The following is a 22,378-nucleotide window of genomic DNA, read 5'->3' as shown; positions in this document are numbered from 1 at the left end:
CGCCTTGATCGCGTCGGCGATCGCGGCGGTGATCGCTGTTGCGGTGGCCACGGTGTCGCCGACACCGGCACATGCCATCGCAATCCCCGTGCCGCTCGGTACCGCGACCCCCTTCGCGATTCTGGCCGGTACCCAGATCACCAACACCGGCCCCTCGACGGTCACCGGAGACATCGGGGTCCACCCCGGTTCGGCCATCACCGGGTTCCGCCCACCGGCGACGGAGGACGGAACGGTGAACGGAGTCCAGCACCGGGCGGACGCCGTGGCCCTCAATGCCAAGAACGATCTGGTCAATGCCTATGACCAGGCCGCCGGCCAGCCCGTGGACCAAGCCATTCCGGCGGGCCTCGCCAACGTCACGCTGGTCCCCGGCGTCTACCACGCCGCGGTCGGTCTCGGACTCACCGGCGACCTGGTCCTGGACGCCGCGGGTGACCCCAGCGCGGTGTGGGTGTTCCAGATCCCCGAGTCCCTGACGACGGCCTCCGCCAGTCGTGTGCTCCTCGTCAACGGGGCTTCGCCGTGCAACGTTTACTGGCAGATCGGAGCATCGGCCACTCTCGGCAGCGGCTCCACATTCGTGGGCACGATCAAGGCTCTGACCTCGATCACCGTTGCTGACGGAGTGTCGGTCCACGGCCGGTTGTTGGCTCGTAACGGCCTTGTGTCCTTGATCAACGACACGGTCGACATTGGGACCTGCGCCACCGGGAGTACCGGTGGGACCACAGGTGGTCTGGTCACGGGCGGCGTGGTCGCCGGCACGACCACGGGCGGCACGACCACGGGCGGCACGGCGACCGGCGGCACGGCGACCGGAGGCACTACGGGTGGCGGAACCGCGGGCGGTCTCCTCGGCGGGGTGACGACCGGTGGTACCACGGGCGGCGGCCTCTTGGGCGGAGTCCTGGGCGGAGCCACCGGCGGCCTTCCCGGCGGTCTCATCGCGGGTACCACGGGCAGCACCACGGGTGGCACCAACGGTGGTGTGACGGGCGGAATCCCCGGCTACCCCAAGCCCCCGCACGACCACGGCAAGCCCCCGCATGACCATGGCAAGCCCGGGGACGACGACCATGGCAAGCCCGGGGACGACGAGCACGGCAAGCCCGGGGACGACGAACAGGGCGAGCACGGCTACGGCGAGTAAGGCAAACGCCGGTCGCGACAAGCACCACAGGCACGATGAGTAGGCAGCCAGACGGGGTCGGGCGGCGAAGCGTCACCGCATTCGCCGCCCGGCGTCGGCGAGAGCTCGGGAGATCAGTTGAGCGCAGTCGGGACGGAAGGGCCGGTCGGAGCCGTGCCGGAGGCAGCGCAGTCGGCGGATGTGAAGAAGCCGAAGCAGCGCAGCACTTCGGGGCAGGCGCCGGGCCCGGACCCGGACGGGAACCCCCTGGTTGAACCGGCCGGTTCAGAACACCTGACCACCCCGTGGAAAGCCGGAGTCTCGGCCGGTGTGGTCGTGTGCGTGGCGACGGCCCTGATCCATGTCCTCCTGGTCTTTCTTCATGTGGCACCCCCGAACGCCGTCTCACAGCAGTACAGCCGACAGATCAACGCATGGGTTTTTCCCCTGTTCGAGCAGAACTGGCGCCTGTTTGCCCCCGATCCGGAGTCGGTCAACCGGCAGATCTCGGCGAGGACCGTACTCACCACCCCGGACGGCACCGCACACACGAGTGACTGGTTCGATCTGTCCGGCCCGGACGGTGCCGCGGTCGAGCACAACGCCTTCCCCAGCCACACGACGCAGAACATGCTCCGTCGGGCCTGGAGTTCCTACCTCGAAACGCACGGCGGCGACGACCAGCCGCGAACCGAACGGGCTCTGATGATGCAGAAGTACCTGCGCAACATCGCGGCGCATCGTGTGGCAGCCCAAGGCGGTGGCCGCTTCGACTCCATCCAGCTGCGGGTGATCACCCGCCGCATCGACCCACCTGCCCCAGCCGGCGGCCTGCGCCGGGCCACATCCGTTCCCCCGCCTGCCGACATCCGATACCTGCCCGTGTGGACGGTGGACTCGCATGAGCACTGAGCAGACCTCTTCAGCGCGTCGCGTCTCGTTCGCTGTCCTGACCGAGACGCCGATCTCCCTCTACGCGGCCGCCGTGCTGCGCATCGGGTACGGATTCCTCTACCAAGTCTTCCTGCTGCGCGAGTTCCCCCACCGAGACGAGATTTGGGGGCCCGGGTCACCGTGGACCCCAGAGCTCGCCAGGCAACTGTTCGACCAGACCGGCTGGCTCAGCGTCCTCACCCTCTCCGACAGTCGGGTGTACTTCGAGATCTGTTACGCGGGGGCTCTCGTCACGTCGGCACTGTTCATGCTCGGCTGGCGGACCAGAGCGATCTCCGTGCTGTTCGCGGTCGTGGTCGCGTCGTTCCATTCCAGGGCGGTCTTCATGACGGACGGAGGGGATAACGTCACCCTCCTCATGTCGATGTACCTCGTGTTCACCGCGTGCGGCCGCCGCTGGTCCCTCGACGCGCGCACGGCGCGACTGCGAACGCCGGCGGGCCTGCCGACCGGTCGGCGAACGCGGCACCTCGCCTGTGCCCGCAGGACGTTGACCACGGTGCTGCACAACTGCGGCATGTTCGTCATTGCCGCCCAAGTCTGCTTCCTCTACGGGTCAGCAGGGCTCTACAAGGTGCAAGGCGGTTCCTGGGGGAACGGGACAGCCCTCCACTACGTCATGAACCTCGATCTGTTCCGGCCCTGGCCGGCCCTGTCGCTCATGGCCGACGCGCACCCGGTACCGCTGGCCGTCGCCGGGTACCTGACGGTGCTGCTCCAGGTGGCATTCCCGTTCGTCCTGTTCGGCAGACTGAAGTATCCCGTCCTGACCATGCTGCTGGGCATGCACCTTGGTATCGCCGTGCTCATGGGCCTGCCGCTGTTCTCCGGCGCGATGATCATCGCGGACGCCGTCTTCCTGCCGGATCGCTTCTACCAAGCACTGGGACGACGGTGGCGGCGCACCGTCCGGCGGACACAGGTCGCTGCGTCCCCGGGGCAGGCGAGTGGAAAGCCCGCACTCGTGCCGCAGCGGCAGGCGGCCGCCGTGCCGCGCGAACGCGCCATCCTCGCGGGCGAGCGAGGACAGGCGTAGGGCGCGAAGAACTTCTGTGACCATGCTGATCAGACACCATGCCGATCAGACACTCGTCCATGCGTCGAGGAACGCCTTTCGCCTGGCTGGGTCGGCGGATTTCTGGTCAGCGTGCAGGACCCGCCAGGCCGTGAGTTCGAGGTCTCGGAGCCACAGCTCGCCGATGACCTGCGTCTTGAGGTCGGGGAGGTGGTCGGACTCGGAGAGTGCCTGGCCGATGACTTCTCCGGCTGCGCTGCGCTGGGGCGGCGTCATCTCGTCCACGGCCGAGAGGATTTGCCCTGCCAGCCCGGAACCCTCGCCGGCCAGCGAACTCAGCACGCACGTCTTGATGTTGGCGGGCAACAGGTAGAGAGAGCCGGAAGACCTCCACAAGTCCGACCAGAAGTGCTCTCCGGCCTCGGTGGGAGCGGGGAGCGCGGCCAGCAGTCCGAGAAGGTGAGCGGTGGCCGCGTATCCGTCGGAGTGGGCCGATGCGACGACGGCGATGTCAGCGACGCGCTCCACGTCGATTCGGCCGGCTTCGAGGCGCGGGTCCAGCCCCAGCCGCTGTTCCAGCTGATGGGTAAGGGGAACGGATGCGTGGGAGCGGAACTCGGGAAGCATCGGCGGTCCTTGGGCGTCGGGGAGCGGAGATCCCGTTCGGGAGCTCTGATCGTTCCCACGGGCTGCCGGATTACACGAGTTCCACCTTCCCGAGTTGGCGGAAGACTGCCACGAAGGGAGCAATCGGCGGCTGCACTCGACGCGCACGGCGACGCCCGCCGGGGGACCGTGACAGACCTCCGCGACTGCTGCTCCGCACAGGCTCCTAGCATGAGCACATGGTTGCCCAGCACTCCGAATCAGAACGGGAAGTAGTGTTTCGAGACGACACCGACACCGGCAGCGTATCTTCCGCACCAACCGGAACGGGGCGAGAGGACTCGCACCCGGCTGGCGGCCTGGTCGAGCGAGCGGTCGATCTGGTGGAGCCGATCAAGCCGAAGCTACGGGGCTGGCTTCACGCCGGTATGGTCCCCACCTCGCTCGCCGCCGGCATCGTCCTCATCTGCCTGGCAGGGAGACCGCACGCCGCCGTTGCCTGCGCCGTGTACTCCATCACCGCCTGGTTGCTGTTCGGGACGAGCGCGGTCTACCACCTCGGCACGTGGGGCCCACTCGGCGAGGCCGTTTTGCGCCGCCTCGACCACGCCAATATCTTCCTGATCATCGCAGGCACCTGTACCCCGCTCGCCGTGCTCCTGCTTCCCGCTGACCAACGGTCCGTCCTTCTGTGGATCGTATGGACAGGGGCGTTGGTGGGCATCGCGTTTCGGGTCCTGTGGGTCGGAGCCCCCCGCTGGCTGTACACCCCTTGCTACCTGGCCCTGGGCTGGGCGCCGGTGCGTAACCTGCCTGACTTCCTGGACAGTGGCGGATCGGCCGTACTCGCCTTGATCGTGGCCGGAGGCCTCCTTTACAGCGCGGGCGCGGTTGTGTACGCCCTTCAGCGCCCCGACCCCTCGCCCCGCTGGTTCGGCTATCACGAGGTTTTTCACGCCCTTACCGTCGCAGCCTTCACCGCGCACTACATCGCGATCTTCCTCGCCGCCTACTGACCATGGCGATGCCAAGTGCATCTGCCGTGCGACCGAGTCCGCAGAGGATTCCGGGTGCCTCACGCCGGTGGCCGGGCGGCCTCCCGTCAGCGCCGGCGATCACGACAGCGTTATCCGAGTGAGAGGCCGGTGCCTGCTGCTCGGGTGAACCGGTCAGGCAGCAGGGTCTGCATGGGCGAGCCCGCGGATACCGACGGCACACTCGCCTCAGGCAACGTCCGACCGAGCGGATGCCAGGACCGGAGCGGCTCCCCGCGCCCCGGGGGTAACGCCCGGGGCGCGGGCGCGGGACCTCTGCGACCTGCACCGCACCGCCCGGGCCCGCAGGCGCCCCGACTGCCGGATGCCCACAGCCGAAGAGTGCCGGGAACAGGCTTGAGGCCGGCGAAGGTCATCGGAAACGGTGTCCAAGGGTGGCGGAATCGTTTTGACGAGGGTGACCGATGATCCCTGGGCGCACTTCAGCCGCGGTGCACACGCCGGCACGCCGGCGCCCAGCCCCCCGAAGAAGCCGCTTGCCAGGACACGCCCCTGTATGCGCGACTCGCCGAGGACTGGTCGGCCCGCGGTGCCGCCGTCCCCTGCCGCCCCGACCCGCTTTGGCGGCGTCTGGCCTCCCTGGAACACTTCAGGCGCGAGACGGATAGCACCTTGCGCCGGCTTCACCTGGCTGCGGGAGCCCCGACGCGTGAAAGGCGCGGCCGAACGGGTTCAACCGGAGGCACTCGCGTGATCCACTCCAGCAGGGCTGCTCCGGCACCCTCTATGCCGCCTCCACCACCCGCGCCCATGCCGCACCCCTACCGAGCTGGGAAGTCGACCACGACCACATTCCCGCCTCGTGTCCCCTGCGTCCCCTGATGCCGTTGGAAGGGGCAGCCGCTCACGTCTACGAGCTCCCCCGCACCGACCACGTCCTGACCCAGCCGGACTGAGCCGATCCCCAACCACCTGAAGGGCCTGTATGGGCCTGCCCACCCGGGGTAGGCGGGACGAAGCGGCACCGGCCGCCATCGAGGACGCCGTAGGACGGGGTTAAAGGACATGCGCCACCTGAGCACGACCGAAAGCCGTTCCGACTGCCCCCGGGAGGCCGCTTGCCGGCCCGTACGGACGGCACAGGCCCGCGAGGCCGCATCCGACTTCCTGGCCGGCCTCGACCCGCCACCGCCCGAGCCGAAGGTCCAGGACTTGGTGCTGTTGGTATCGGAACTCGTCACCAACGCGCTCCGCCACGCCGGCGCGGTCACTTCCCTGCGGCTCCGTGCCGACCGTCACCACATTCAGGTCACCGTGGAAGACCCGAGCTCGGCCCAGCCGCGAGACCGCACACCCGACCTCACCGGCCGGACCGGCGGATTCGGCTGGCCCATGATCCAACGCCTCGCCCAGCATGTCACCATCGCCCAGGCCGGGACCGGTGCGGGCAAGGCGATCACCGCTACCCTTCCTCGCTGAGTCCCCGGGACCATCCTTGCGCCCCGATGGGCGCAGGTCCGACGGGTCGGTCCAGCCGTGCGGAGATCGGGAGCGGCGCGGTCGCGCTCTGCGCGCCGAGGTGTGGCCGGCAGCTCACTGGGATGGTGCGTTTTGTGAGGGCGTCGATGGCGGGCAGCGCGGGAGTGATCGTTTCGGCAAGGCGAACTCACCCTGGGCTGCGGCGGGACGGCGGCCATAGCCGCCCGAGCGGCCCGTCCACACTCCCCCCGGAACGGCTCGCGACGGACGAGCCGAAGCGGGTTCGCCGCTCCGAGCCGGCTCCAGGACCGAAAGCATGACCGCCGGTGCGGCCCCGGGAGCGAGAGGAACGGTCGTTCGTGCGTACCGGGTTCATTGGGAACCTTCCTTGATACGGCACGTATCAAGGATTCCTGCAACGGAAGAGCGGCATAATGAATCGCCTGGAAGGAACCGAATGTGAAAGTGGGCGGACTATCGGAATTCGGCATGGGTGTAGGCGCTGGAATGAGGTGGCGTCGTGCGGACGCACGAGTCGGTTGGGCCGACTCGGGTGCTCGGGTACAGCCCCGAGAGCTGCATTTCTTCAGAGCTTCGCCCCGCAGGCGAAGCACGGCGGGAAATGCGTGCAGCTGGGGCCCGCACCCCGAGGGATGCGGGCCCCAGCTGCAAGATGCGCGTCAGCGTCAGGCGGGAACGATGTTCTCGGCCGTCGGACCCTTCTGGCCCTGCGCGATGTCGAAGGTGACCTTCTGGCCTTCCAGTAGCTCGCGGAAGCCCTGGGCGGCGATGTTCGAGAAGTGGGCGAAGACGTCGTCACCGCCACCCTCCTGCTCGATGAAGCCGAAACCCTTTGCCGCGTTGAACCACTTCACGGTGCCAGCAGCCATGTCAAATCTCCTTTGGGGCAGTACACCAGCGCCCGCACTGTGCGAACACTGGGTCGCCGCGATGATGCCCCATCCGGAAAGCCACCGGGAAATATTAAGCGCTTTCCCGGTGGCGGGGAGGCCGGCTGGGAGGCGCTTGAAGTTTTCTGGGTACCAAAACTGCAACCGGGATCGACAGTAGCATGACCCAGTGGTTTTTGTGGTGCGAGTGATTTTACCTGTGTGCTGCGGTAAGAACTCTCGCCGCGGGGTCCATTAAATTCTCAGGCCGTGGGGTCAGGTATTGATTCGACATGAGTGCAGTGTTCCAAAAATGAGGGCCCTCGCCCACTGCGACGCGGGCAGTCCATCGGAGCGTGAGCCTGGTGGTTAGGGCCTTCGCGCTCTCCGTCTACCCCAGGTCCAACCATCTTTCTTGTGCAGTGCGGAAGGCCAACCGGGCGGGGGATTTGCCCGAGTCGCGGTACACATAGGGCGTGGTGAGGCGGAGAAGGTTTGGTTGGCTCATGGCGGCCGGCCTGGCATTTCTTACATCGAACGGCGCTCGGCGAGACCCCGGGACCTGCGTCGACCGCTGTTCGCCGCTCCGACGGCCAGGCTTGGGGGATACCCCGGACGACGCCGGGATGACATGGTCCTCCGCGCACGCGGGCCGAGGCCGCCGTGAATTTCTCCACGCCCGTGCTGTTTGAGAGTGGACGTTGCGGATCCGAGCCTTGCCGGTCTCAGCCGCGCTTCTCCTCCTCGGCCTCCAGGAGCCGGATGCCCTGATGGGTGAGGGTGACCATGGCGGGGATGTTGCCGGGTTCCCAGTCGACGTTGATCAAACCCTCGGCCGCCAGGTAGGTGCAGGCGGCGGCGAGGTCCTGTTCCGGTACGCCGAGGTCGTGGGCGAGCCGGGTGCCGGTCAGTCCGAGGAGGCGGTTGCCTTCGATCGCTTCGTACAGGGCCCCGAGGATCTGCTCGCGGTAGCTCTTTCGCTCGCGGAGGGTCGCCATGTCCGCGCCTCTCATACAGGGTTGGGGGCCCGTGGCCGTCAGATCTCGTCGGCGTGGGTTTCGGTGCGGCTGCCCACCGACGCTCTGCTGTTGCTCAGCCAGGAGCGGGTGGGGCCGGCTGCGGTTTCGGTATCGACGGTGAGGTGGAAGCGGGTGGTGCCGCGCGAGGCCGGGTGGCTGCGCTGTTCTCCATCACGCTCACCTCCATGTGTCACCGGGTGCGGGGTAGGGGATGACCGGGAGTCCGAGTGGGCCTCCGTAAGGCAAGATGCACGCGCCACCCTCGTCCTCCCAGCTGTCCTCCGGGCGTCGGGTGTCTCGCATGCCGCGTCCGATGGCGGCTTCGTTGGCCAGCAGGGCGCCGGCCTTGAGAACGCTCCCCGGGATCGCGGCGGCAGCCATCAGCCGGGCGGCCGCGGCGGGCTCGGTCTCGGGAGGGACCACCAGGAGATCCCGGCGGCCCATGCCGAAGGAGAGCAGGATCAGCTTGTCGGGGTCCTGTTCGGTGAACCATCCGACGTGCAGGGCGTGGCCGGCGGCGGGCACCTCGTGGGGGATGACGGGCCAACGGGTGGGGTTCACGGTGACGCGGGTGATGCGCTCCCACGGTTCGTCGAGGGCTGCTGCGAGCGGCGGGAGCTCTGCGGTGAGGTCGCGGGACCGGGGCCACCAGGCGCCGTCCAGCTGGCCTGAGAGCGTGGTCTTCGGGGTGAGCGACAGACGCGCCGGGAGTGCTGGGGCGAGGTCGCGCAGTGTAGTGAGGTCGAGAAGCGTAGTCATCACGCGGACCTGCCCCCACGCCGCCCGTCGGCAGCGCGGTGTTCGGCGATCGCCGGGAACGGCACCTGCGCGGAGCTGGTGTTCGAAATGCTCCCGGTGCTTTGACCATACGCCTGGACGGGGGCCTCGAACCGCTTCGCGACCAGGTAGTTTCCGGGCGTGCGGCCACTGTGGACAACGTCGGCATTCAGCAGCGACACATAGGCCCGGGGCGCGTACGTAGAAGGCAGGGCGTGGCGTCGCCGGGCGCCCGTCACAGCTGCACTACCGAGAGGGACCCAGGTCCGTCAGGAGCGGAAGCTTGCCGAGGGTTGTTCGCCGGTGAGTTACAGGATGGTACAGCCGTTGGCGCTGAGAACGATCATGGTCCCCTCGGCGGGAGGACGCTGACGCGGCGGCTTTGCGCTGGGCCGGGACCGCTGGAGCGCCGTGGCCGCCGCCGAGCGGCCGGCAGCCGGCGAGGAGCCCCCGGTGCACGGCGGGTACGCCGCTGACGCGCAGGGTGTAGCCCTGGCCGCGTCGCGCGGTCGTCCCCCGGCCGAGCGCATCCCGCTCGGCGGGCGCCAGGTCAGCCGCGCGGAGGAAGTCGGCGACCTTGCCCGGCATATCCAGGGTGACCGGCAGCCCCGGTGCCGCGACGTCCGCCTCGATGGCGGTGTGGTCGCGCATGAGGTCGGCGACAGCAGTACGGATGGCGCCCCGGCTGATGCCGTGGTCGCGGGCCGGGGCGGCGATCGAGCGGCCCTCCAGATGGACAGTGCGGACGGTGTCGGTCTTCGCGGCCGTAACGGCGGGGCGGCGCCCGCCCCTGTTGCCCTTCCTCGGCGGCGCGCAGCACGTCGTACGTCAGCTCCCGTGGGAGGTCCCACCGGAGTTCGCCGGCGGCCGCGAGGTCTGCACCGTGAACTTCACGGTGGACAGCAGTTCGCCGGTGTCGGGCGGTGAGGTCCATCGCGGAGAACGCGCTGTCGTGGACGCGCAGCGCGACCTGGTCGCGGTGCAGGTCGAGCGTGTCGAGGATGTGCCCGCTGCCCGTCTTCAAACGCTGTCCGTGCTTCAGTGGGTCGGGGATCGTCAGCTTTCGGGGTGTGACGCGGGCGTTTGGGGCGTGGCGGCCCAGGATGCGAGCAGGCGCAGGGCCCCCTCGGAGGGTGAGCCGGGTTCGGCGGTGTAGATGGTGAGGGTGAGACCGGGTTCGGCGGCCATGTCCAGGCCCTCGTAGGCGAGGGTGAGGTCGCCGACGGTGTGGTGGTGGAAGCGTTTGGTGCCGGTGCCGTGGTGGCGGACGTTGTGGGCGCCCCAGAGAGCGCGGAATTCGTCGCTGCGGGTGGACAGCTCGCCGACGAGGTCGTGCAGTTCCTTGTCGTGCGGATTGCGGCCCGCCTCCGTGCGCAGGATGGCGACGGCGACGTTCGCGGCCTGGTCCCAGTCGGGGTAGAACCGGCGGGAGGCGGGGTCGAGGAAGTTGAAGCGGGCCAGGTTCGCCTGGTTGCCGACCGTGGCGTAGACATCGTCGTAGAAGGCGCGGGCGAGCTGGTTGGCGGCCAAGAGGTCCATGCGGCCGTTGCGGACGAAGGCGGGGCCGGCGGTGACGGCGTCCAGTACCCACTGCAGGCTCCGGTGTGGCGTGAACGTCCGGGCGGCGCGGCGACGGGGCCGGGCAAGGGCGTCGGAGCCGTCGGCGGCCTGCGCGAGGTTCAGCAGGTGGGCGCGTTCGGCGTCGTCGAGCTGGAGGGCGCGGGCGACGGCTTCGAGGACGGCCGGGGAGGCGCCGGAGAGGTGGCCGCGCTCCAGCTTGGCGTAGTACTCCACGCTGACATCGGCCAGGGCGGCGACCTCACTACGGCGCAGGCCGGGCACCCGCCGGCGGCTGCCTGCGGGTAGGCCCGCCCGCTCCGGGCTGATCTTCGCTCGTCGCGAGGTGAGGAACTCACGGGCCTCTGCTTGGTTGTCCACGCCTTCGACGGTACGTCCCGCGCGCGGCCATAGGGATGTACTGCCGGTACACCCCTTGATGGTGTCTCGCTGCGCGCTCCGGGAGCGGGTTACCTGGATGACGTGGTGTTTTCCGCCCGGTCATCTCGACGGGGCGGGAGCCCGCACCCGTTCCTGTACTCGGCGGCGGCCCCGGGCATCCGGTGCCGTACGCCCCGGCACGTAAGGATTTTCCGTATGCGCGGCGCAGTGATCCACGCTCCCGGCGACGTCCGCTTCGAGTCGCTGGACGACCCCAAGCTCCTCCGCCCGACCGATGCGATCATCCGGACGGCCGTGACCTGCGTGTGCGGCTCGGACCTGTGGCCCTACCGGGGTGCGGAGCCGATCGGCGACCCGCACCCGATGGGCCACGAGTACGTCGGCTTCGTCGAGGAGGTCGGCTCCGAGGTCACTTCCGTTCGGCCAGGTCAGTTTGTCATCGGCTCCTTCGCCACCTCGGACAACACCTGCGCGAACTGCCGCAACGGCTTCCAGTCGAACTGCCTGCACCGCGAGTTCATGTCCACCTGCCAGGCCGATTACGTGCGCATCCCCCACGCCCAGGGCACCCTGGTCGCCACCGACGAAATCCCGGGCGAGGAGCTGTGGCCGAGCCTGCTGGCAGTCTCCGACGTCATGGGCACCGGCTGGTGGGCGGCGGACGCCGCCGAGGTGAAGCCCGGTTCGACCGCCGTGGTGGTCGGTGACGGCGCGGTCGGCCTGTGTGCGGTGATCGCTGCGAAGGAGAGGGGCGCGGAGCGCATCATCGCCATGTCCCGTCACGAGAGCCGGCAGAAGCTCGCGCGGGAGTTCGGCGCCACCGACATCGTCACCGAGCGCGGTGACGAGGGCGTCGCCCGGATCAAGGAACTGACCGCCGGGATCGGCGCCGACAGCGTCCTGGAGTGCGTCGGCACCGCCCAGGCCATGCAGCAGGCCCTGCACTCCGCCCGCCCGGGCGGCAACGTCGGCTTCGTCGGCGTCCCGCACGACGTCGCCCTCGACGGGCAGGAGCTGTTCTTCTCCCATGTGGGCCTGCGCGGCGGCCCGGCCCCCGTCCGCCGCTACCTGCCCGATCTGATCGACCGCGTCATTGCAGGCCGGATTGACCCGGGCAGGGTCTTCGACCTCACCCTCCCCCTGGAGCAGGTCGCCGAGGGCTACCGGGCGATGGACGAGCGCCGCGCCATCAAGACCCTCCTCAAGCCCTGACCCCTCCCGCCACCCGCGCAAGGAGTACCCGTGCAGATCACCCGCAGCTCGATCGACACCGTCAAGGGCCCCGCCGACTGGTTCACCGGCGACGTCTACATCGACGCCGTCGCCGCGGCGCCGGCCCCGTCCCGGGTCACCGCCAACCTGGTGCACTTCATGCCCGGCGCCCGCACCCACTGGCACCGCCACCCCCTGGGCCAGACCGTCTTCGTCACCGAAGGGATCGGCCTGTGCCGGCGCCGCGGCGGACCGGTGGAGGTCATCCGGCCCGGCGACCGGGTCCTGTTCGAGGCCGACGAGGAGCACTGGCACGGCGCCGCCCCGAACCGGCTGATGGTCCACCTCGCCATCAACGAAGGCGACGACGACCACGACGTCGTGCACTGGCTGAACCCCGTCACCGACGCCGAGTACACCGCCGCCCCGGCCACCGCCTGAAGCATCTGAGGAGGAGAGCGTCGTGACCACCTTCGCCCTCGTCGGCGCCGGCCCCGGCCTGGGGCTGGCAGCCGCCCGCCGCTTCGGCACCGCCGGCCACCGCGTCGCCCTCATCTCGCGCAGCGCCCAGCACGAGGACAACCTGGTGGCCGAGCTGGACCGGGAGGACGTCCACGCCCGCGGCTTCACCGCCGATGTCCTCGACCCCGACTCCCTCACCGCCGCCCTGCGCGAAGCCGCCGACACGCTGGGACCGGTCGAGGTCCTCCAGTTCAGCCCGGTGCCCCGTGGCGACTTCATGATGCGCCGTGCGACCGAACCCCGACGTGGCGGGTACCTCGATCGCGTTCGCCGCCGAGAGCGCCTACGCGCACATGCTCCACGACGCGCTCGCCGAAGAGAACATCCACGTGGCGCAACTGATCGTCCCCGGCGCGATCCGCCCGGATGCCGAGCACTCCAGCCCGAAGGCCCTGGCCGAGCGCCTGTACGCCCTCCACACCGAGCGCGGTGGGTTCCGTCACTACTCCGAACCCATGCCCGCGTGACGATCCCCAGGACCTACCTCATGAACTCCCCGGTCCGCGGTGCTCTGGTCCGCGCAGTTCCGGCAGCCGCCCTACTGCTGGCCGTGACCGCCTGCTCCAGCGACGCGCAGGAAGTCACCCCGGCCACCATGTCCCCCGCCTCCGCGTCCCCAGGGCAGCAGGAGAGGACGGCTTCCACCACACCGTCCCTCTCATCGTCCGCCTCCGACAGGAGTACTCCCATGCACATCCGGGTCACCCTCGACGGCCGCCCCGTCGACGCCGCCTTGAACGACAACCCCGCCGCCCGCGACTTCGCCGCCCTGCTCCCGCTCACCCTGGACCTGAAGGACTTCCACAACACGGAACGGGTCGCCGACCTGCCGCGCAAGCTGGACACCGCCGGCGCCCCCGAACCGACCGCGGCCAGGGTCGGCGATATCGCCTACTACGCGCCCTGGGGCAACCTGGCCCTCTTCTACAAGGACGGGCCCGCCCCCTCCGCCGACCTGCTCGTCCTCGGCAACCTCGATGTCGACGCCGGCCAGCTCGGCCGGGCGACGCGCATCACCGTCGAAGCCGCCTCCTGACCCCGGCGACCCCCTGAACCCCCAGAGGAAGAGAGGCACCCGTATGTCCTCCGCAGTCGGCACCCCCACGGGCAAGCTGCCCTTCGTCGTGTGGGTGCTCGCCGCCGGCACGTTCCTGATGGGAACCACCGAGTTTGTCATCGCCGGGCTGCTCCCGCAGATCGCCGGTGACCTCGGCGTCAGTGTCTCCCACGCCGGTCTGCTGATCACCGCTTTCGCGGTCGGCATGATCGTCGGCGGTCCGACCATGGCCCTGGCCACGCTGCGCCTGCCCCGGCGCCTGACCCTCGTCGGGGCCCTGGCCGTCTTCGCCCTCGGGCACGTCGTCGCCGCGCTCAGCTCCTCCTTCACCGTCGTCCTCGCCGCCCGGGTGGTGACCGCGCTGGCCACCGGCGCGTTCTGGGCCGTCGGATTCGTCATCGCCACCGCCGCCGCGGGCCCGGCCCGGGCCACCCGGGCCGTGGGCGTCATGATGGGCGGCCTGACCCTGGCCAACGTCATCGGCGTGCCGATCGGCTCCTTCGTCGGCCAGTACACCGGCTGGCGCGGCCCCTTCTGGGCGCTGGCCGCCCTCGCCGCTCTGGCCGCCGTCTTCTTCGGTCGGTTCATCCCCCGGACGAAGCACCGGGCCGGGATCTCGGTCCGTGCCGAGGTCCGTGCTCTGCGGCAGGGCCGGCTGTGGCTGGCCTTGACCGCCGCCGTTCTGATGATGGGCGGTGTCTTGGCGACCTACACCTACATCACCCCGCTGCTGACCGACCGTTCCGGCATCCCGGCCGGGGCCGTCCCGCTGGTCCTGATCGTTTTTGGTCTCGGCGCCTTGGGCGGTACCGCCATCGGCGGCAGGCTCGGCGACCGCCACCCGATGGCCACCACGATCACCGCCGCCACCTTGACCGCCCTGGCCCTGCTCCTGCTGATCCCGCTGTCGACGGGCCCGGTCACCGCCGTCGCCCTGGTCTTCCTCATGGCCCTGGCAGGGTTCACCGTCAATCCCGTCGTCACCTCCCTCGCCGTCCGCTCCGCCGGCGACGCCCCCACCCTGACCTCGGCGCTGACCACCTCCGCCTACAACACCGGCATCGCCGCCGGCTCCGCCCTCGCCGCAACCGCCCTGAACACCTCCCTCGGCTTGACCGGACCGGCCCTGGTCGGCGCCGTCTCCGCCGCCCTCACCCTCCTGCCGCTCACCGCCCTCGCCCTCACCGGCACCCGGAACTCGACCCGGATCGTGGCCCAGCGTGCCGCCCCGGCCCGCGTACTTGGCGACACCACCGCACCGGTGCTCGCGGCACTGACCCACCCCCCGGCCCTTCGACCACGGCCCCCCTCTTGATAGGAGTACCTGCGTGAGCGTCACCTACGACTTCCACGGCAAGACCGCCTTCGTCACCGGCGCCGCCTCCGGCATCGGCCGGGCCACCGCCCTCGCTTTCGCCCGCTCCGGAGCGCAGGTTGCCCTCGCCGACCTGTCCGGCGACGGCCTGCGCGAGACCGCCCGCCTCATTGAGGCCGACGGCGGCGAAGCCCTCGCTCTCGCCTGCGACGTCACCAGTGAAGAAGACGTCCAAGCCGCGGTCGACCGGACCGTCGAACGCTTCGGCAGCCTGGACGCGGCTTTCAACAACGCCGGCGTCGAGCAGCCTGTCCAGGCCGCCGCCGACACCGCCAAGGACGACTGGGACCGCATCCTCGGCGTCAGCCTCACCGGAGCGTTCCTCTGCACCCGCGCCCAGATCCGGCAGATGCTCCGGCAGGATGGCGGCGGCGCGATCGTCAATGTCTCCTCCGGCGCCGGCGTCAAGGGTTTCAAGGGCCAGGCCGCCTATGCCGCCGCCAAGCACGGAATCATCGGCTTCACCCGCTCCGCCGCCCTCGACCACGCCGCACAGGGCATCCGCATCAACGCCGTCTGCCCCGGCATCATCGACACCGAGATGATCCGTCGCTTCGGCGACACCCGTCCCGGCGGACGCGAAGGACTCATCGCCGACGAACCCGTCGGCCGTCTCGGTACGCCCGAGGAGATCGCCTCCGCCGTGCTCTGGCTGTGCTCCACCGACGCCGCCTTCACCACCGGCACCGCACTCGTCGTCGACGGCGGCCAGACCACCTGAACCACCAGGGTCCCCGCCTGAAGGATCGGCCCGTCGAGCCCTTGCGAGGAGCCCTCTCCATGAACCCCACCTACGACTTCACCGGCCAGGTCGCCTTTTTACTCTCGACCTTCAGCTGAGTCTTCTCGGCACGATGGACACGGGTGCTGCGACAGCTACAAGACCGGCTCCAGCTCCTCCCGGTGCGGCATCCGAGCGATCGGCCACAGGAGTCCGCTCTCGCGGTTGGAAACCCGCGCCGGGCGTGAACGAAGGGGGTGTCCGGACTGTCTGAGTTCCGCGCCGACAACGAATGCTTCGGCTGGGGGCGTGACCAAATTTACGGGACGACGCGCTTCCCCGCTCCGCTCCGGAGGCGCGCCGACTCCGGATAAGGGCAAGCGGCATGCCCTACGCTCAGGACACGTCGATCCCCGACAACCGGCTTACTGCTAGGGGGGTTACACCTTGTGGGCCGTTTACGGCCGGGCGGGCGCGCGGGCGCGTACGAGCGCCCCCGTACGGCGGGGCGCGCGCCGACCTTCGTTGCGCGCAGGGCCTTCGCGCCCCCCGTTGGACACCTCCTGATCGCTGCCTCCGCCCCTGTCGTGAACTGGCACGACCACTTCGGGGACGGCATGGCGGCCGCGTCACGAGAGGGTCCCCGCGAGCGCACAAATGATTAAAGACACTGGTCAATACTTGTTTACTGCGCATGCCATCACCTGAACAGACCACACCCTCCCCGATGTCGGGAGCGTTTAGGGACTATGACAACTGCACACCACGCAGAAATTTCTCCGCGGAGCGCCGACGGCCAGGGACACGGTGTCGCTGTGGGGGCCACACGGGCGAGCGAGTGGACATACACGGGATGGTCCCCGAGTAAGGGCGCGACGTTGCGCAACGAGGGGTGTGAAGTGGAGCTCCACTACTCGTCCTCGGTCTTCGAGGACTTCCTGGAGGAGATGAACCGGATCCAGAACCAGTTCGGCCGCCGCTCGCCGCACACCGGACCGTCCGAGACCGCCGTCGGCGAGTACTCCGGGGAGACCCCCTGTGTTTGAGCAGTACGGCTGGGACGACGGCAGCGGATCCCACCCCTCCCTCCCGGGATTCTCCGCGTTCTGGCCGCCGTCGGGCTTCGAGCAACACGCCGCCCCCCAGCAACCGCTCATCGAGCCCGGCCGAATGGACACTACGTGGGATCCGTCGGAAGAGCTGGCTCATCTCCTGCAGGAGACCGGCCGGCCGGGGCAAGCAGCAATGTCATTGGACCAGTTCGGTATCGACGCGTCCCTTGATTCGGGCGCTCCCGTCGGGTTGGTCGCCGAGCCGGCGCAGCGGGCCGGTGAAAGGCCGCGGCCGCCGACCGGCCACGGGCACCGTCGCACCTCGCCGAGATCAACGGCGGGGAGCCTGCTCGGGACGGGCAGCGTCTTCACCGCCGTGCTGGTCGCCATGATCGCCGCCGTGGTCAGCGTCTTCAGCGGTCTGGCCATTTGCGAGGCCCTGCGCCACAGCGCCGGCCCGCGCACCGCGGACGACATCGTCAGCTGGTGGCCGCTGCTGATCTACGGGCCGTGGGTGGTCGCTTCCCTGTCCATCCTCCGAGCGGCCCTGCACCAACGTCGAGCCGTGCACTCATGGTCCATCGTCCTGCTGTTCTCCACCCTCGCCACGCTCCTGTGCGTGGCCCAGGCGCCCGGCACGTTCGCGGCCCGGGCGGCGGCCACGCTCCCACCCATTGCCGCGCTGGCCTGTTTCCAGCAACTCGTCCGCCAGATCACCCTTACCCGACCGCCCCGCCAACCCGTGCCACGACACCGCGGCCGCACGCTTTCCCTGCTGCGACAACCTGCCGTCGTCAGCGGCCCGGACACCGCACTCCCCGACTACCCGGTGAAGGACCAAAAGTCCGCCCGGGCTTCTACCCCTCCCAGATTCCGCTACAGCTCATGAACGTCGCGGAATCGCGGCCCCGCCGGCCAGGGAGCGAGGAATGCCTCCCGGTGCCCTCGGAGCGAGGCCCGGCGCAGTCAGGCGCCCGTGGTTTCTCGATCAATCCAGCTCCTCCCGCCTCCCGCTCAAGGAGCGTGATCACTTGCAGTAGGGGAACGAAGATCAAAACGGATTAGTCACGGGTTGCCGACGGTCTCAGCCCTACGGGTCTGCGCCGTGAGCGGCCGCCCTCCACGCAACCGGCACCGCACCAGGGGCGCTCGCCGCCCCCTGGGTGGCATCTGCCCAAACCCCTCACACCCTTCCCACCATCTTCCGCAAGGACAGCACCATGCCCCACGAGCTCACCCACGCCGAACGACTCCGGTACAAGCGGAGCCAGGACGCCGCCTACCAGGCAGGCGAGGAAGCCGTCACGAACCTTCAGGCCGCATTGGCGCTCGCCGGCTTGACCCTTCCCTCGCTCTGCAACGACGGACCGGTCGGCTGCCGTGGTCTTGTCCGGCTCGGCGGGTGCAGCACAGCGGTCGCCAATCAACTCGCCGAAGTCATCGCCGCGGGCGCCCACGCCTTGCAAGGCCAGTACCTGTGAACCCACACAATTCGAGCCGCTGTGAACCCACGGCCGAAGCCGGATGCGTTGGCCTTGCGAGGGGGGTTCACGCGCTGACCGACCGAGCGGGGCGACGCGGTTCTGCGGGTGGCGGGCGTTGGACGACCTGCGCGCTTTGGCCGTGGAAGTCGTCCAACGGTGGTTTCTGTCAGGCGTCGATGCTGATGAAGCCGACGAGGGTGTCCAGGGCGGTGTTCGCGGCCTGGCGGCGTTGGTCGGCCGTCATGTGCTCGCACTCGGTGAACATCGCCTGGTTGGCGCCGTCGAGGCCTGCGCGGGCCAGCCGGGTGAATTCGGGGCTGCAGATGCCGCCGGCGTCGTCCTCGGTCATCGCGGCCGGGAGCCCTCCGTATGCCTGATGGACGGCGTTGCACGCCAGCTCCACCAGGCGGGCGGTGGTGGCGGGGTCCTCGGCGAGGAGGGTCAGGAGTGGGTCCTGGCAGCCGGTGCACCTGTCCATGGCGGTGCCGAGGACCTGCCCGAGGAGGCGGTTGTCGATCTGCCGGTGCTCGCTGCCCGGGTGCGCGGTGTCCTCGGGGATGTAGAAGTCGTCGTGGGCGTGGCTGTCCCCGGGCAACGGCACGTCCTGCGGCTGCCCGCCGGCCTTGTTCTGTCTGCGCGGCTCGCGCTTGTATTGGCCCATCACGTCCTCCAAGCGGTAGGCGTACTCGCCGACCGTAGCGACGCAGTCCGGGCCACCGCGGCACATTGCGGGGAGTGTCCCACCCACGGGATCGGTCCGGTCGGGCACTACATGGGCCGTTGCCGGCTGGGGTGGCGCCATGGGTGACGCCACCCCAGCGCTGGCGGCGCTGGCGGCTGTCCACCGCTCGCGCAGGCGTCTTCCCATCTCCTCGAGCGTGGCGGGGCGGTCGGGGTCCGCCGCGCGCCACCGCCTTTCCCGCTCCGCTGCCCGGTGTTCACGGGTGTGTGTTCGGCGGTCAGTGCCTCTCCCGCGTTGCCGGTCGGGTGTGACGGCCCGGGTGATCGAGCGCTTGGTCCAAGCCGGTCTCGCGGTCTACCTCGGCGAGGTGACGGTTCCCGACGCCCATCCGGACCAGGTGGTCCCCGGCTTTGCGCCGGTGCCCTGCACGCTTAGCTGAGCCAGGGGGTGTTCCAGTCGTCGGCGATACGGCTCTTCGCGCCCTCGGGGTGCCCGGTGTCCTCGGTGTCGCGGGGGAGTGGGCGGCTGTCACGGGGCCGACGACGGGCGGCGAGGAGGGCGAGGACGCGTTGCCAGGTGCCGTCGAGGGTCCACAGGCGTAGTCGTTCGGCGCGGCGGTGCCAGGGTCCGTAGCGGGTGGGCAGGTCGTGCCAGCGGCCGCCGGTCTGTTGCCACAGGATGCCGTCGACGATGTTCCGGTAGTCGGGGCCGCCTGGCCCACAGCGGGGGAGCAGGGTGCGCACGGCGTCCCATTCGTGGTCGTCGAGATCATCGGATGCGGTCATAGCGCTTCAACGGTTGTTCCCGTCTGCCGGGCACGACCCCGGCTGTCACCGACCCTCCTGATTGGGCGGATGGTGGTGCGGAACCGGCTTTGCGCCGGCTCGTTGAAGGGGCTGGGATGCACACCCCCCGGGTACCCCCGAGCTTCCGGGGCGGGGCCCCGGTCCTGGCATCCGACACGTTCCGCCCCCGCCTGCTGTCGGCGGGGGCGGTATCACCGTGAGCGGCGGCGTCGTATCGGATGTCAGGACCAGTCACATGGTCTGCCCGGCCTTCCCCCCTGTTCGAGGCCGGTATTGCGACGCTGGACAGCTGCCAGGGCTTTTCCCGCTCTGCCTCCGACCGAGCGCGGGTGCGGTTCAGCGGCCAGGAGCCGTTCGATGCTTCGAGACGAAGCAAATGTCGTCAACCGAGCGGGGTAGTGACGTCAACCTGCAGGTTGATCCCCGGCAGGGGTAGACCAGGAACACTGACAGTATGTCAACCAACATGGTGCATACGGAAGTTGCGAGTAAAGGGACGGAGCGCCCCGTCCCGCTGTGGGCGGAGAGAGTCGCCCACCTCATTCCGCTGGTGGGGCTACCGGTGTGTCTGTGGCGGCTGCCCATCGGCTTCGGTTACGCGATGGGCGGGGACAACACTGCGTCGGCGTGGTGGCACATCCCGTACGTCTTCGGACTCAGTCTCCTGACGGAGGCGTTCGCGCTGCTCGGGTTCGGGCTGGTGCGCCGATGGGGAGAGGTGGTGCCCGACTGGGTCCCGAAACTGGGTGGCCGCCGCATCCCACCCTTCGCGGCGATCGTTCCCGCCACAGTCGGCGGGGTCCTCCTCCTGGGGCTGATGGTCAACTGGGTCTTCACGGCCTTTCGCATCGACGGTTCGCCCGGTTTCCCGTACGCCCCGGGCTGGGACACGCTGGCGATGACGGTCAGTGGCCTGCTGACCCTGTGGGGCCCCCTGCTGCTGGCTTTGACCTACGGCTACTACCGCCGCCGCTGCCGCCCGGACGCCTGAGCCTTCCCTCGCCCCGGCGCGGTTTTCCCTGTCGCAAGTCCGGGACGTTCCCGCGCCCGGAAGAGGTTGTGGCGCAGCCCTGCTTACTGGCTCTCCGCCGCATCGCGCCGTCGAATCGAGCCGACAAGGCAGGTCGGTCCAGGGCAGTGACCGGTTGCGTGGCAGCGAAGCCCTGAACATCGACGGCGTTACGAAGCGATGCTGTGGTGTGCAAGCGGCTTACGCCTGACGGATCTGCGTCTGGCTGCTACGGCCACCTTGTATCGAGCGAACCGGGAGGTGACGGGTGGCGACCGGGGGGTGCGGCAGCGGCAGCGGCGGTGCCGTGGTGACGGAGGGCGCCGCTGCCGCGCCTGTGCAGACATGCCCGGATTAGCGGCGGTCAGTCGCGAAACCACTCCTCCGCGTGTGGCAGGACGCTTGCTGCTTGACGAGCGACTTCAGCGCCTCCCCGGCGTGCAGCGGCGGACCGGTATCTACCTCATCCGCCGCTCCGCCCGACCGCGGCCCTCGACCCGCTGGCCTTGTTCACGGGTTGTGGCTCCGGCTCCACTTCTGTGGTGAGGCCACTGCGCGTGAGTGGCAGCCATGGTGTTGGCGAGCTGCGTGACAGGGTCATCGGCGATCTGGTGTCGGGATTGCCGTGTGGGTCAGGTGGAGAACGCGTCGTCCGGCCAGCGCGGGACTACGTGGAAGTGCAGGTGGGGTACTGACTGCTCGGAGCCGGGTCCACTGGCGCTCAGGATGTTCACGCCTGTGGCCTTCAACGCGGTCCGCATCGTCGCGGCAACCTGCTGGGCCAGCGCCATCGTGTGTGCCAAGACCTCTGGGGGAGTGTCGAAGATGTCCGCCCAGTGCGATGTGGGAATCACCAGGGTGTGACCTGGCGCGAGGGGATCCAGCGGAGCGAACGCGCCGGCCACGGGCCCGCGCGTCACCCACCGTGCGGTGTCGTCCCGGATCAGGCGGCAAAAGATGCATTCCATATGGTCAAACCTTGCCAAGGCGCCGGCGATCACCAGCCGGGGCAGCTTGGTGGAGGGCAGAGCAGCTGGGCGTCTTCGACGACGGGGAACCGGCCGACGGCGAGCGGGCCATGGACATGACCGAGGCCTCCGTCTCCATGTGACCCGCTGGCTTACATGCACCGGCGTATCGCCGATGACTTCACCGCGGACCCGCGCGCCTTCGCCCTCACCGCTCCGGCCGATCAACAGCTCGCGGTACCGCCGCGCCGCCCTGAGGCCAGGCCCGATGCCCCCGCCATAGCCGCCGTTGCCCTGATACGCGCTGTAGCCGTTGCGGCCGTCGCAGTCATGTCCGTTGCTCTCATCGCCGGCGATCCGCATCACAGTCTGCGCCTGAGGTGTGGCAAATGCGGTAGCTATGGCGGGGACGAGGATGACGGCAATCGCACGGGCCAAGGCGAGGCTGCGGGTGATGCGCTTCGTGGGCCGAGCCTTCCGGTTCGAGTCTGGGACGGACTGTGACGAAGTTGCAGTCCGTCCATGCCCTGACACCTGCCCAAAGAATCCAGACGGACCGGGGAGCACTTCCGGGAACCAGGGCGTCCCGGGCGATCGGGTGGTCGGGCCGCCACATCGGCGCGGCGATGACCGCATCCGGTTCGGTCGGTGTCTGCTGATGGGG

General features: G+C 69.4%; 24 protein-coding genes and 2 pseudogenes. 16 read left to right on the top strand and 10 right to left on the bottom strand.

Features of this window, described 5'->3' with window-relative positions; translation table 11 throughout:
• Positions 1 to 88: 88 nt before the first annotated feature.
• The 3 genes from ACV7NM_RS00875 to ACV7NM_RS00865 all read left to right on the top strand — a co-directional run bounded on the left by ACV7NM_RS00875 (position 89) and on the right by ACV7NM_RS00865 (position 3,122).
• Complete coding sequence (locus ACV7NM_RS00875; RefSeq protein ID WP_463408375.1) at positions 89 to 1,153, top strand: ice-binding family protein; 1,065 nt, start codon at positions 89 to 91, stop codon at positions 1,151 to 1,153.
• 321 nt (positions 1,154 to 1,474) lie between these two features.
• Entirely contained in the window at positions 1,475 to 2,044 is a 570-nt protein-coding gene (locus ACV7NM_RS00870; protein ID WP_463408374.1) for a DUF5819 family protein, read from the top strand.
• Positions 2,034 to 3,122 carry an HTTM domain-containing protein gene (locus tag ACV7NM_RS00865; RefSeq protein ID WP_463408373.1) on the top strand — a complete coding sequence of 363 codons (1,089 nt, stop codon included), beginning with the start codon at positions 2,034 to 2,036 and terminating at the stop codon, positions 3,120 to 3,122. The genes ACV7NM_RS00870 and ACV7NM_RS00865 overlap by 11 nt, the downstream gene beginning before the upstream one ends.
• 45 nt (positions 3,123 to 3,167) lie before the next feature.
• Here the strand turns inward: ACV7NM_RS00865 and ACV7NM_RS00860 are convergent, their stop codons facing one another.
• Entirely contained in the window at positions 3,168 to 3,728 is a 561-nt protein-coding gene (locus ACV7NM_RS00860; protein ID WP_463408372.1) for a hypothetical protein, read from the bottom strand.
• A gap of 218 nt (positions 3,729 to 3,946) precedes the next feature.
• Here ACV7NM_RS00860 and trhA point away from each other — a divergent pair, with 218 nt between their 5' ends.
• Together trhA and ACV7NM_RS00850 are read left to right on the top strand one after the other, a co-directional pair.
• The gene (trhA, locus tag ACV7NM_RS00855) at positions 3,947 to 4,723 is read left to right on the top strand and encodes a PAQR family membrane homeostasis protein TrhA (protein WP_463408371.1); all 777 of its coding nucleotides are present in this window, start codon (positions 3,947 to 3,949) and stop codon (positions 4,721 to 4,723) included.
• A 1,044-nt stretch (positions 4,724 to 5,767) separates the two neighbouring features.
• Positions 5,768 to 6,181, top strand: a complete 414-nt coding sequence (locus ACV7NM_RS00850; protein WP_463408370.1) for an ATP-binding protein — start codon at positions 5,768 to 5,770, stop codon at positions 6,179 to 6,181.
• Between the two features lie 686 nt (positions 6,182 to 6,867).
• Here the strand turns inward: ACV7NM_RS00850 and ACV7NM_RS00845 are convergent.
• From ACV7NM_RS00845 to ACV7NM_RS00820, 6 genes are all read right to left on the bottom strand, one after another.
• Complete coding sequence (locus ACV7NM_RS00845) at positions 6,868 to 7,071, bottom strand: cold-shock protein (protein WP_463408369.1); 204 nt, start codon at positions 7,069 to 7,071, stop codon at positions 6,868 to 6,870.
• A 725-nt stretch (positions 7,072 to 7,796) separates the two neighbouring features.
• Positions 7,797 to 8,069: a hypothetical protein gene (locus ACV7NM_RS00840; protein ID WP_463408368.1), complete on the bottom strand. Its 273-nt coding sequence runs from the start codon at positions 8,067 to 8,069 to the stop codon at positions 7,797 to 7,799.
• A 38-nt stretch (positions 8,070 to 8,107) separates the two neighbouring features.
• Positions 8,108 to 8,284, bottom strand: coding sequence for a hypothetical protein (locus ACV7NM_RS00835; protein WP_463408367.1), 177 nt, complete (start codon positions 8,282 to 8,284; stop codon positions 8,108 to 8,110).
• Complete coding sequence (locus ACV7NM_RS00830) at positions 8,268 to 8,849, bottom strand: DUF5994 family protein (RefSeq protein WP_463408366.1); 582 nt, start codon at positions 8,847 to 8,849, stop codon at positions 8,268 to 8,270. The genes ACV7NM_RS00835 and ACV7NM_RS00830 overlap by 17 nt, the downstream gene beginning before the upstream one ends.
• A 264-nt stretch (positions 8,850 to 9,113) precedes the next feature.
• A complete protein-coding gene (locus tag ACV7NM_RS00825) occupies positions 9,114 to 9,518 on the bottom strand; it encodes a resolvase (RefSeq protein WP_463408365.1) in 405 nt (134 codons plus the stop codon).
• A gap of 405 nt (positions 9,519 to 9,923) precedes the next feature.
• Positions 9,924 to 10,805 (bottom strand): helix-turn-helix domain-containing protein, encoded by an 882-nt coding sequence (locus ACV7NM_RS00820; protein WP_463408364.1) that lies wholly within the window; start codon positions 10,803 to 10,805, stop codon positions 9,924 to 9,926.
• Between the two features lie 216 nt (positions 10,806 to 11,021).
• Here ACV7NM_RS00820 and ACV7NM_RS00815 point away from each other — a divergent pair, with 216 nt between their 5' ends.
• The 9 genes and pseudogenes from ACV7NM_RS00815 (at position 11,022) to ACV7NM_RS00775 (ending at position 18,246) form a co-directional block, all read left to right on the top strand.
• Positions 11,022 to 12,038 (top strand): zinc-dependent alcohol dehydrogenase family protein, encoded by a 1,017-nt coding sequence (locus ACV7NM_RS00815; RefSeq protein ID WP_463408363.1) that lies wholly within the window; start codon positions 11,022 to 11,024, stop codon positions 12,036 to 12,038.
• Positions 12,039 to 12,068: 30 nt separating this feature from the next.
• Positions 12,069 to 12,479, top strand: coding sequence for a (R)-mandelonitrile lyase (locus tag ACV7NM_RS00810; RefSeq protein ID WP_463408362.1), 411 nt, complete (start codon positions 12,069 to 12,071; stop codon positions 12,477 to 12,479).
• Positions 12,480 to 12,501: 22 nt separating this feature from the next.
• Positions 12,502 to 13,027, top strand: a pseudogene (locus ACV7NM_RS00805) (SDR family NAD(P)-dependent oxidoreductase).
• Positions 13,028 to 13,047: 20 nt separating this feature from the next.
• A complete protein-coding gene (locus ACV7NM_RS00800) occupies positions 13,048 to 13,596 on the top strand; it encodes a cyclophilin-like fold protein (protein WP_463413798.1) in 549 nt (182 codons plus the stop codon).
• A 43-nt stretch (positions 13,597 to 13,639) separates the two neighbouring features.
• A complete protein-coding gene (locus tag ACV7NM_RS00795) occupies positions 13,640 to 14,932 on the top strand; it encodes an MFS transporter (RefSeq protein ID WP_463408361.1) in 1,293 nt (430 codons plus the stop codon).
• Positions 14,933 to 14,945: 13 nt separating this feature from the next.
• Positions 14,946 to 15,713, top strand: a complete 768-nt coding sequence (locus ACV7NM_RS00790) for a glucose 1-dehydrogenase (protein ID WP_463408360.1) — start codon at positions 14,946 to 14,948, stop codon at positions 15,711 to 15,713.
• Between the two features lie 899 nt (positions 15,714 to 16,612).
• On the top strand, positions 16,613 to 16,759 hold the full coding sequence (locus tag ACV7NM_RS00785; protein ID WP_463408359.1) for a hypothetical protein: 147 nt from the start codon (positions 16,613 to 16,615) through the stop codon (positions 16,757 to 16,759).
• Positions 16,760 to 16,958: 199 nt separating this feature from the next.
• The gene (locus ACV7NM_RS00780) at positions 16,959 to 17,654 is read left to right on the top strand and encodes a hypothetical protein (RefSeq protein ID WP_463408358.1); all 696 of its coding nucleotides are present in this window, start codon (positions 16,959 to 16,961) and stop codon (positions 17,652 to 17,654) included.
• A 331-nt stretch (positions 17,655 to 17,985) separates the two neighbouring features.
• Positions 17,986 to 18,246 carry a hypothetical protein gene (locus ACV7NM_RS00775; protein ID WP_463408357.1) on the top strand — a complete coding sequence of 87 codons (261 nt, stop codon included), beginning with the start codon at positions 17,986 to 17,988 and terminating at the stop codon, positions 18,244 to 18,246.
• Positions 18,247 to 18,415: 169 nt separating this feature from the next.
• Here the strand turns inward: ACV7NM_RS00775 and ACV7NM_RS00770 are convergent, their stop codons facing one another.
• Both ACV7NM_RS00770 and ACV7NM_RS00765 read right to left on the bottom strand, forming a co-directional pair.
• The gene (locus tag ACV7NM_RS00770; protein ID WP_463408356.1) at positions 18,416 to 18,976 is read right to left on the bottom strand and encodes a hypothetical protein; all 561 of its coding nucleotides are present in this window, start codon (positions 18,974 to 18,976) and stop codon (positions 18,416 to 18,418) included.
• A 386-nt stretch (positions 18,977 to 19,362) separates the two neighbouring features.
• Positions 19,363 to 19,716, bottom strand: coding sequence for a transposase (locus tag ACV7NM_RS00765; RefSeq protein WP_463408355.1), 354 nt, complete (start codon positions 19,714 to 19,716; stop codon positions 19,363 to 19,365).
• A gap of 571 nt (positions 19,717 to 20,287) precedes the next feature.
• Here ACV7NM_RS00765 and ACV7NM_RS00760 point away from each other — a divergent pair.
• Positions 20,288 to 20,728: a hypothetical protein gene (locus ACV7NM_RS00760; RefSeq protein ID WP_463408354.1), complete on the top strand. Its 441-nt coding sequence runs from the start codon at positions 20,288 to 20,290 to the stop codon at positions 20,726 to 20,728.
• Positions 20,729 to 21,378: 650 nt separating this feature from the next.
• Here the strand turns inward: ACV7NM_RS00760 and ACV7NM_RS00755 are convergent.
• Positions 21,379 to 21,714, bottom strand: coding sequence for an HIT family protein (locus ACV7NM_RS00755; protein ID WP_463408353.1), 336 nt, complete (start codon positions 21,712 to 21,714; stop codon positions 21,379 to 21,381).
• Between the two features lie 23 nt (positions 21,715 to 21,737).
• On the opposite strand from ACV7NM_RS00755, the pseudogene ACV7NM_RS00750 reads away from it, so the two are divergent.
• Positions 21,738 to 21,945, top strand: a pseudogene (locus ACV7NM_RS00750) (MerR family transcriptional regulator); the annotation flags it as partial.
• Positions 21,946 to 22,378 lie beyond the last annotated feature (433 nt).

The organism is Streptomyces sp. Tek67B01, assembly GCF_055231995.1.
Note: the sequence above shows the minus strand (reverse complement) of the source record. Positions and strands in the feature narration are given on the sequence as shown.